A 6,446-nucleotide genomic window follows, 5' to 3' on the forward strand; every position below is an offset into this window, starting at 1 on the left:
CCGACTGCTCTCGACCTCAAGGATGCAGTCCATATCGGCCATTCGACAGGCGGAGGTGAAGTCGCACATTATGTCGCCCGCGCCAAACCCGGCCGTGTCAGCAAAGCCGTTCTCATCGGGGCTGTCCCGCCGATCATGGTGAAGTCGGACAAAAATCCGGGTGGCTTGCCGATCGAGGTCTTCGATGGTTTCAGGGCAGCGCTGGTCGCCAACCGTGCGCAGTTCTTTCTCGACGTCCCGGCCGGCCCATTCTACGGCTATAACCGACCAGGCGCGAAAGTTAGCCAGGGCGTTGTCGAGAACTGGTGGCGACAGGGCATGGCCGGCGGTGCGAAGGCGCATTACGACTGCATCAAGGCGTTTTCGGAAACCGACTTCACCGACGACCTGAAAGCCATCACCGTTCCGACGCTGGTGATGCATGGAGACGACGACCAGATCGTCCCCTATGCGGATTCAGCGCCGCTGTCGGTAAAGCTTCTGAAAAACGGCACCCTGAAGACCTATGCCGGGCTGCCTCACGGGCTGTGCACCACGCATCCAGAGATTGTCAATCCCGATCTTCTCGCCTTCATCAAGAGCTAGTCGCTCACCAGTTCAAGCAGTGGCGCATCGTAGACGATGCGCCACGCCAGGTCATCACAGGGGAAAACACGATGATAGTCTTTGCGCTTTTGATCGGTATCGTTGCAGGATTGCGTGCGATGACGGCCCCGGCGGCAATTGCCTGGGCCGCAAGTCTTGGATGGATCGACATCTCCCAGACACCGCTTGCCTTTATGGGCTACAGGTGGACACCCTGGATATTGTCCGTGCTGGCAATCGGCGAGTTAATCAGCGATCAGCTCCCGAGTACACCCTCCCGCAAGGTGCCGGTCCAGTTCGGAACACGCATCGTGACAGGCGGCCTTTCAGGCGCCGCCATCGGAGCAGCGGGCGGGTCGCTCGTGCTGGGACTGGTCGCCGGGATCATCGGCGCGGTCATCGGTACCTACGGCGGCGCGACAGTCCGTGCCCGACTTGCCGCCTCCTTCGGCCGCGATCTCCCAGCCGCCCTCATCGAAGACGTGATCGCTGTCGGTGGCGCGCTCCTCTTCGTTTCGGCCGTGTCATGAGTGAGTTCGACGCCATCTTCATCGGTGCGGGACAGGCTGGACCGTTTCTAGCGGCCCGAATGGCCTCGGCAGGGCGCAAGGTCGCGCTGGTCGAGCGGAAGTATCTCGGCGGCACCTGCGTCAATGCCGGCTGCATGCCGACGAAGACGCTCGTCGCCAGTGCAAGGGCGGCGCATGTAGCACGCAGCGCGTCAAATTATGGTGTCTTGATCCCCGGTGAGATCGGGATCGACATGAAGATCGTGCATGGTCGGGCCGAAAAGGTCACGCTTGATGCCCGCCATGGCCTTGAGACCTGGTTCGATGGCCTCGACAGCATGACGGTCATCTACGGCCAGGGGCGGTTCGAAGACCCGAATACGGTTGTGGTCAACGCTGAGAGGCTTATTGCGCCACAGATATTCATCAACGTTGGAGCGCGTCCGTCCATTCCCGACTATCCGGGCCTTCAGGATGTGCCGTACCTGACAAGCACATCGATCGTCCAGTTGACCGAAGTCCCCCGCCACCTGGTGGTGATTGGTGGAAGCTATATCGGGCTGGAGTTCGCGCAAATGTACCGCCGTTTCGGCGCAATGGTCACGGTCGTCGAGCGCGGCACGCATCTCGCCTCCCATGAAGACGAGGACATTTCCGATGCGATCGCCGACATCATCCGTGCGGAGGGCATCAACGTCCAGACGGAAGCAACCGGATTATCGTTCCGCAAATCCGCAGACGGCATCGAGGTCACGACGAACAACGGCACCATCGTCGCCAGCCATGTTCTCGTCGCCACGGGCCGACGGCCCAATACCGATGACCTTGGCCTTGAGACGACGGGCGTAGAGACGGATGAGAAGGGCTTCATCCTCGTCGACGACTGTCTTTCCACCAATGTCCCCGGCATCTGGGCGCTGGGCGATTGCAACGGACATGGCGCGTTTACGCATACATCCTACAACGATTTTGAGATCGTCGCCGCCAACCTGCTCGAAGGGGCCGATCGCAAACTCAGCGATCGCATTCCTGCCTACGCGCTGTACATCGATCCGCCGCTCGGTCGGGTCGGCATGACGGAGCGTCAGGCAAGAGCTTCTGGGCGACAGATCCTGGTCTCGACACGGCCGATGACCCGTATCGGCAGGGCCGTCGAAAAAGGCGAAACCCAGGGCATGATGAAGATCATCGCGGACGCCGGAACGCAGCAGATACTCGGCGCCGCTTTTCTCGGCATCGAAGGCGACGAGGCGATTCACGGCATCATCGACGCCATGAATGCACGCACCCCCTACCCGACCCTACAGTGGTCGGTGCCCATCCATCCGACCGTGTCGGAAATCTTGCCTACGCTTATCGGTGATCTCCGGGCAGTCTCTTGAGCTGAGCCCCGGAAAGCGAAGTGCATCCCTGTCGGAGCTGTGTTGGTCCCGCAGGCTACAGGTACGGAAGGACAAGGTCCTTCCTGTCGTCAATCTCGAACAGCTTCCACGAGCGGCACCCGCCGCGCGAGCGGCAGCGCAATGGAAAAAGGAAAAGCCATGAGCAAGAGAGCATTGATCGTCGTCGATATCCAGAACGACTACTTCCCCGGTGGAAAATGGACATTGTCAGGCGTGGAGGCCGCTGCACGCAACGCGGCACGCCTGATCGCCGATGCCCGGTCGGCAGGAGATCTCGTCGTTCACATCCGGCACGAATTTCCGACTGCCGACGCCCCGTTCTTCCAGCCAGGTTCGGAGGGTGCAGCACTTCACCCAAGCGTGATCAATCTCGATACCGAACATGTGGTGCTCAAACACCAGATCAACTCCTACCGCGACACCGATCTCAAGCAACATCTGGACGCGAACGGTATCGAAGAGGTCGTCGTCTGCGGCAACATGAGCCACATGTGCGTCGATGCCATCACCCGCGCCTCGGCTGACTTCGGCTATCCCGTCACCGTGATCCATGACGCATGCGCGTCACGCGATCTCGAATTCAACGGTGTCACCGTCCCGGCCAATCTCGCCCATGCGGCATTCATGTCGGCCCTTGGCTTCGCCTATGCGCGCATGATGTCGACGGACGAATATCTCGGATCAGCTGCGAAGGCGGCCTGACGCTCGCGGACGGCAGCGATTGCCGTCCGCCCATTTCAGCCAAAACATGAAGGGGTCCGCAATGAGGGAAAACCTTACCCATGCCAACGGTGCACCCGTCACCGACAACCTCAATATACAGACGGCGGGTCCTCGCGGCCCTGCGCTTCTCCAGGACATCTGGCTTATCGAAAAGCTTGCCCATTTTGACCGCGAAGTCATCCCTGAGCGGCGCATGCATGCCAAGGGGTCCGGAGCCTACGGCACGTTTACCGTCACGGGCGACATCTCCCATTTCACGAAGGCAAGACTGTTCAGCGAGATTGGCAAGCAGACGTCGGCATTCGTCCGTTTTTCGACGGTCGCCGGCGAAAGGGGTGCGGCCGATGCAGAGCGGGATATCCGGGGTTTCGCGGTCAAGCTCTATACCGAACAGGGTAATTGGGACATCGTCGGCAACAATACACCCGTCTTCTTCTTTCGCGACCCACTACGTTTTCCCGATCTCAACCACGCGGTCAAACGCGACCCGCGCACGGGCATGCGCAGCGCAAACAACAATTGGGATTTCTGGACGCTCCTTCCGGAAGCGCTGCATCAGGTCACCATCGTTATGAGCGACCGCGGCACCCCGAAATCCTATCGCACCATGCATGGCTTCGGGTCGCACACCTTCAGTTTCATCAACGCCGCCAACCAGCGCGTCTGGGTCAAATTCCATTTTCGCAGCCAGCAGGGCATTCACAATCTCACCGACAAGGATGCCGCGGCAATCATCGGCAATGACCGGGAAAGCCACCAGCGCGATCTGTATGAGGCCATAGAAGCCGGCGACTTCCCGCGATGGACGATCTGCGTGCAGGTGATGACGGAGGAGAAGGCACGCGATCACAGACACAACCCTTTTGACCTGACCAAGGTCTGGCCCCATGGTGACTATCCGCTCATCGAGGTCGGCATACTGGAACTCAACCGGAACCCGGACAATGTGTTTGCGGAAGTGGAACAGGCGGCGTTCAGCCCCGCCAATGTCGTGCCCGGGGTCGGCTTTTCACCCGATCGTATGCTGCAGGCCCGGCTGTTTTCCTACGGGGACGCTCAGCGCTATCGCCTCGGCGTCAATTTCAACCACATACCGGTCAACGCGCCGAAATGCCCGTTCCATTCCTTCCACCGCGACGGCGCGATGCGGACCGACGGAAATCTGGGGTCCACGCTTCACTACTTCCCGAGCTCCCAGGCGGAATGGGAAACGAGACCGGGCATGGCCGAACCACCAATGCCGACGGGCGACTACGCCGCGCATTACGACCACCGGGTCGACGATGACCACTTCGAACAGCCAGGCGACCTGTTCAGACTGATGTCACCGAGACAGCAGCAGGCACTGTTCGACAACACCGCCCGCTCGATTTCGGGGGCAGATCTGAAGATCAAGGAACGCCATATTGCCAACTGCACGCGGGCCGATCCGCGCTACGGAGCGGGTGTGGCTGCAGCAATCGGGATTTTGGCCGCGCAGGCGGCGGAATAGGAGAACAAGATGACAAAGGGAACGGCACTTATCACCGGAGCGTCCTCGGGCATCGGAGCGGTTTATGCGGAGAAGCTGGCAGGTCGAGGCTTCGATCTCGTCATCGTCGCACGCGACGTCGAACGGCTGGCGATCCTATCGAAACGGCTGGCGCAGGAGCATGGGGTCTCTGTCGCCGCGCTGCCTGCCGACCTGTCTCGTAGCGCCGACCTAGCCAAGGTCACGGCAAAATTGCAGGGCGACGACTCCCTGCGGATGCTCGTCAACTGTGCGGGAATCGGACCGAAGGGCCCTGCTCTGACCGCTGAGCCCGAAAGGCTGTCGGACATGGTTTACCTCAACGTCGATGTCCTACATACCCTGACGACCGTAGCCGCCAGGATTTTCGCCGATCGGGGAGAAGGCGCGATCATCAACATCGCCTCGGTCGTCGCGCTGATGCCGGAACATTTCAATGCGACCTATGTCGCAAGCAAGGCTTTCGTGCTCGCATTGACCGAGGCGTTGGAAGTGGAGCTCAAGCCGAAAGGCGTCCGCATTCAGGCGGTCCTGCCCGGCTTCACGCGCACGGAAATCTTCGACCGCGCCGGCATCGACATCAATGCGATCCCGAAGGACATGATGATGGATGCTGCCGAGATGGTGGATGCCGCCCTTGCGGGCTTCGATCAGGGGGAAATCGTGACCATCCCCTCGCTTGCGGATGTTACCCTCTGGCAAAACTACGTGGAAGCCAGGGGAACACTGGCGCCGCACCTGTCGCTTAAACATGCCGCGGGGCGCTATGCGATTGGGCAGCGCGCATGACCCAGAGAGAAACGGTCTTCCAGGTAGCAGCCTTCGCATCGACATTGACGGTTGCCTCCCCGGCTTCCGCCCATGTCAAATGGTTCGCCCCCTATATCGTCGGCGCTCCGCCGCAACCGATCTCGACCGTGCTCGCCGATCCGTGGTTCTGGATCGGCATTGCGCTGGTCGTGGTCTTCTTCGTTCTGGCGCGCCTGGTCGAGATCAGTCCCTTGGGAGCGCGTGTTCACAACGAGCTGGATCGTATCTCCGGACCATTGTGGAACAGGCTGGACGACTACGTCCGAGTGACCGTCGGTGCGTTCTTTGTGGCTATATTCTCGGTCGGCGGCGTCTATTTGACACCCGATCTCAAGACCCCGGCGGAATGGGTGTCCTGGCTCCAACTACTGATCGCCGCCTGCATCTTCTCGCGCAAGACCATGCCGTTGGCGGGCATCGGCATTCTGGCACTTTGGTTCCTGGCGATCCGTGACTATGACCTGTTCCACTGTTCGATTATCTGGCGCTGGGTGCAGGTGTCGCCGCTTATCTGATCCTTGAGCCATCGAAGAACGAGACATGGAGGTCGCATCGCTTCGAGGCTTTGCGCTGGGGTCTCGCCATCGCGCTGATGTGGTCGAGCCTCGAAAAATTCGCCTATCCCGACTGGTTCTATCCGCTTGTCGTCGAGAAGCCGTTCCTGACCTTCGGCATGCCAAGGGATGTCTTCATCCCGATGGCAGGTGTCGCCGAATTCACCATGGGCTTCGGCCTCCTCTGGACTCCCTTGATCCGTCGTCTGTCGGCGATCGCGTTGATCGTGATCTTCACGGCGGCGGTCTGGCCATTCGGGCGGGTCGACCTCATCGGACACGGCCTGATCATGGCGATCCTCGTGGCGGTCGCCTGCGATCAATGCCGCGTTACAAGATTTCTGCCGTCGCT

Annotated in this window: 7 protein-coding genes and 1 pseudogene; all 8 read left to right on the forward strand. The window is 60.4% G+C overall.

Going from position 1 to position 6,446, the window contains the following annotated elements:
• On the forward strand, nt 1-585 hold a 585-nt coding region (locus PDO_RS07690; protein WP_007600035.1), incomplete at its 5' end, for an alpha/beta fold hydrolase.
• A 71-nt stretch (nt 586-656) separates the two neighbouring features.
• Nucleotides 657-1,115, forward strand: a complete 459-nt coding sequence (locus PDO_RS07695) for a DUF4126 family protein (RefSeq protein WP_037072949.1) — start codon at nt 657-659, stop codon at nt 1,113-1,115.
• Nucleotides 1,112-2,476: an FAD-containing oxidoreductase gene (locus PDO_RS07700; protein WP_007600039.1), complete on the forward strand. Its 1,365-nt coding sequence runs from the start codon at nt 1,112-1,114 to the stop codon at nt 2,474-2,476. The genes PDO_RS07695 and PDO_RS07700 overlap by 4 nt, the downstream gene beginning before the upstream one ends.
• A gap of 159 nt (nt 2,477-2,635) precedes the next feature.
• Nucleotides 2,636-3,199 (forward strand): cysteine hydrolase family protein, encoded by a 564-nt coding sequence (locus PDO_RS07705; protein WP_007600042.1) that lies wholly within the window; start codon nt 2,636-2,638, stop codon nt 3,197-3,199.
• A 61-nt stretch (nt 3,200-3,260) separates the two neighbouring features.
• Nucleotides 3,261-4,712, forward strand: coding sequence for a catalase (locus PDO_RS07710; protein WP_007600044.1), 1,452 nt, complete (start codon nt 3,261-3,263; stop codon nt 4,710-4,712).
• Between the two features lie 9 nt (nt 4,713-4,721).
• Complete coding sequence (locus PDO_RS07715) at nt 4,722-5,519, forward strand: SDR family NAD(P)-dependent oxidoreductase (RefSeq protein ID WP_007600047.1); 798 nt, start codon at nt 4,722-4,724, stop codon at nt 5,517-5,519.
• A complete protein-coding gene (locus tag PDO_RS28980; protein ID WP_007600049.1) occupies nt 5,516-6,055 on the forward strand; it encodes a hypothetical protein in 540 nt (179 codons plus the stop codon). The genes PDO_RS07715 and PDO_RS28980 overlap by 4 nt, the downstream gene beginning before the upstream one ends.
• Nucleotides 6,056-6,105: 50 nt before the next feature.
• Nucleotides 6,106-6,446, forward strand: a pseudogene (locus tag PDO_RS28985) (hypothetical protein); the annotation flags it as partial.

The organism is Rhizobium sp. PDO1-076 (assembly GCF_000247475.1).
Lineage (GTDB): Bacteria > Pseudomonadota > Alphaproteobacteria > Rhizobiales > Rhizobiaceae > Allorhizobium.

Bases quoted from the DNA above. Each gene is read 5' to 3' on its own strand.
- PDO_RS07695 (WP_037072949.1), top strand. From the start codon at position 657: ATGATAGTCTTTGCGCTTTTGATCGGTATCGTTGCAGGATTGCGTGCG.
- PDO_RS07710 (WP_007600044.1), top strand. From the start codon at position 3,261: ATGAGGGAAAACCTTACCCATGCCAACGGTGCACCCGTCACCGACAAC.
- PDO_RS07705 (WP_007600042.1), top strand. From the start codon at position 2,636: ATGAGCAAGAGAGCATTGATCGTCGTCGATATCCAGAACGACTACTTC.
- PDO_RS07715 (WP_007600047.1), top strand. From the start codon at position 4,722: ATGACAAAGGGAACGGCACTTATCACCGGAGCGTCCTCGGGCATCGGA.
- PDO_RS28980 (WP_007600049.1), top strand. From the start codon at position 5,516: ATGACCCAGAGAGAAACGGTCTTCCAGGTAGCAGCCTTCGCATCGACA.
- PDO_RS07700 (WP_007600039.1), top strand. From the start codon at position 1,112: ATGAGTGAGTTCGACGCCATCTTCATCGGTGCGGGACAGGCTGGACCG.